Annotated in this window: 1 protein-coding gene; it reads left to right on the top strand. The window is 36.0% G+C overall.

Going from position 1 to position 236, the window contains the following annotated elements:
- A partial coding sequence (locus R2R70_RS23080; RefSeq protein ID WP_410979357.1) for a hypothetical protein occupies positions 1-236 on the top strand: 236 nt, incomplete at both ends.

Raw genomic sequence — 236 nt, 5'->3', positions numbered from 1 at the left:
CAGAATTTCTAAACAATCATTACGATGAATCATGCATAGTTGATTTTGATAACGGTCTGCCAATAGTATCTTTACAAAAGTTTGATAAGCAGCAAGAAACAAAGATACAACCCTTAAAAGATTGTATAACATCAGAAGAGGCACTATTGCGATTAAATAACGCTCTGCTTGAATCTGAATGGATAAAGTATGCTGACGGCTCCTATAGCAAATGGGAAATGGAGTCGCTAAGCTTC

The sequence above is a fragment of the Cobetia sp. SIMBA_158 genome (assembly GCF_046566945.1).
Lineage (GTDB): Bacteria > Pseudomonadota > Gammaproteobacteria > Pseudomonadales > Halomonadaceae > Cobetia > Cobetia amphilecti.
The sequence above is the reverse complement of the archived record's forward strand: the minus strand, read 5'-3'. Positions and strand labels throughout refer to the sequence as shown.